At 50.9% G+C, this 2,104-nt stretch carries 2 protein-coding genes and 2 pseudogenes; 2 read left to right on the top strand and 2 right to left on the bottom strand.

The features are described 5' to 3' along the window. Nucleotides 1-83, top strand: an 83-nt coding sequence (locus tag ADJ24_RS25750) for a hypothetical protein (protein ID WP_049016780.1), incomplete at its 5' end; no start/stop codon positions are given. Nucleotides 84-339: 256 nt separating this feature from the next. On the opposite strand, the pseudogene ADJ24_RS24810 reads toward ADJ24_RS25750, so the two are convergent. Beyond that, a pseudogene (locus ADJ24_RS24810) lies at nucleotides 340-1,228 on the bottom strand (IS3 family transposase); the annotation flags it as partial. On the opposite strand from ADJ24_RS24810, the pseudogene tnpA reads away from it, so the two are divergent. After that, a pseudogene (gene tnpA / locus ADJ24_RS24805) lies at nucleotides 1,223-1,474 on the top strand (IS200/IS605 family transposase); the annotation flags it as partial. The pseudogenes ADJ24_RS24810 and tnpA sit on opposite strands and share 6 nt — an antisense overlap. A 79-nt stretch (nucleotides 1,475-1,553) precedes the next feature. Here the strand turns inward: tnpA and ADJ24_RS24165 are convergent. Next, nucleotides 1,554-2,104 (bottom strand): ABC transporter permease (locus ADJ24_RS24165; protein WP_161800467.1); only part of this gene is annotated, 551 nt, incomplete at its 5' end.

Below are 2,104 nucleotides of genomic sequence, written 5' to 3'. Positions count from 1 at the left end.
GCGCCTTATCCGGTAACTATCGTCTTGAGTCCAACCCGGAAAGACACGACTTAACGCCACTGGCAGCAGCCATTGGTAACTGATGATGTGCGAGAGATTTAGAGAGTACTTGAAGTGGCGGCCTGACTGCGGCTACACTGAAAGGACAGTTTTGGTGACTAGTCTCGCACAAGACAGTTACCTGGTTAAGCAGCCTGCAAGCTGGCTTAACCTTCGATAAAACCGCCCTGCAAGGCGGTTTTTTTCGTTTACAGAGCAAGAGATTACTCGTAGGTAGAGAGGATCTCAAGAAGATCCTGAACCGCCCCGGTTTTCCGGGAGAGTTTTTAGTCCGCGAACTCAGGCTGCCATAGCTCCGTTTCCGATGGAAGCATAATACGCTCTTTCGGCTTCAGCCGGGGGGATGTGACCGAGCCGTTCCAGTAGTCGGCCGCTGTTGTACCAGTCCACCCACGTCAGCGTCGCCAACTCAACCTCTGCTCGGCTTTTCCAGCTCTGTCTGTGTATCACCTCCGCTTTGTACAGGCCGTTGATGCTTTCCGCCATCGCATTGTCGTAGGAGTCGCCTGAGCTGCCCGTCGAGGCCAGTAAGCCCGCGTCCTGCAGACGTTGCATGTACGCCAGCGACACGTACTGCGAGCCCTTATCCGAGTGATGGATGGTGCCGGAAGGGCGACGGGCCCACAGCGCCTGCTCCAGCGCATCCAGCACGAACGTGGTTTCCATCGATGACGACACTCGCCAACCCACGATGCCGCCGGCAAACACATCGATGATGAACGCTACATACGCGAACCCCTGCCAAGTACTCACGTACGTGAAGTCTGCTACCCACAGCTGATTGGGACGCTCTGCCACGAACTGACGGTTTACCCGGCCGCCTGCCGCAGCTTCTTTCCTGCTGACCATGGTTCGTACTTTTTTCCCGCCGCACGCCGGTAAGCCCCATGCTTTTCATCAGTCGCGCGATGGTGCATCTGACCACGCTGAAGCTTTCCCGTTGCAGCTGGTGCCAGACCTTACGAACTCCATAGACACTGTAGTTTTCGTCGTACACGCGCTGTACCTCCAGCTTCAGCTGGTCATCACGCCGGTCACGCTGACTGCGTTTTTCCGGATGCTGACGTTGGTTCTGGTACCGGTAGTATGTCGACGGGGCGATATCCAGCTCATGGCATACCGGTCCGACTCCGTGACTTACGCGGAGGGTATCGAGCAGCGGCATCATGTTCACATGTGCATCAGCATTCCACCAAAGTATTCGGTATCGACAATCGTCGGCTATCTGAAGGGGAAAAGTGCGATAGCGATAGCCCGGCAGTTCGGCAGAGGAAAAAACTTCACTGGTGAAGTTTTCTGGGCACGAGGATATTTTGTTTCAACTGTAGGCCTGGATGAAGCCACGGTCAGGGCTTACATACGCAAGCAAGAGCGAGAAGACGAACGTTACGACCAGATGAATCTGAACGTATAACAGGCGCCTTGGGCGGCTCATGGTTTGTCGGCGCCTTTGAGGCGCTCACCCTAAAGCCTCCGGCTCTGCCGGAGGATACTTACTTCTGCCAAACTAGACGATACATAGCAAGTAAAAATAATATAATTGCTAGCAAAGATATTTTTATTATTACGGGTGCCAACTCATAGATACCTGCCCCCTGAGAGTTCAGCATAGTAAACCCACTTATCATTGTACTTGATGGGAAAATCACCATCGTTTTCACAACCCATTCAGGCATATTAAATGTAGGAAACGAGGCTCCTGACGCATAAAAAATAACCATCGAGGTAGCCGATAGGATCTGCATTGGACGGTTGATGTTATCCAGAAAACTACCAATCAACATCCCCATTGAACTTACTGCCGCAGAAAAAAGAACAATCAACAAAACCTGTAAAAACATACTTCCTTCATTGGGATACCCTTGCAAATAATAAACCCAACCAAACACAAAAACCGCTCCAAAAAAACCAACCATAAACAACCCAAAAAACGTCCCGATAAACTGAGATGAATTAATTTTTGTTAAACCGATACTATTACGCAATGCAATAAGCAGGTAATGGTGCCAACTTACTGATTTAGTGTATGATGGTGTTTTTGAGG

The organism is Enterobacter sp. 940_PEND (assembly GCF_001059415.1).
GTDB classification, from domain to species: domain Bacteria; phylum Pseudomonadota; class Gammaproteobacteria; order Enterobacterales; family Enterobacteriaceae; genus Enterobacter; species Enterobacter cloacae_M.
This window is presented reverse-complemented; position numbering and strand designations above follow the sequence as displayed.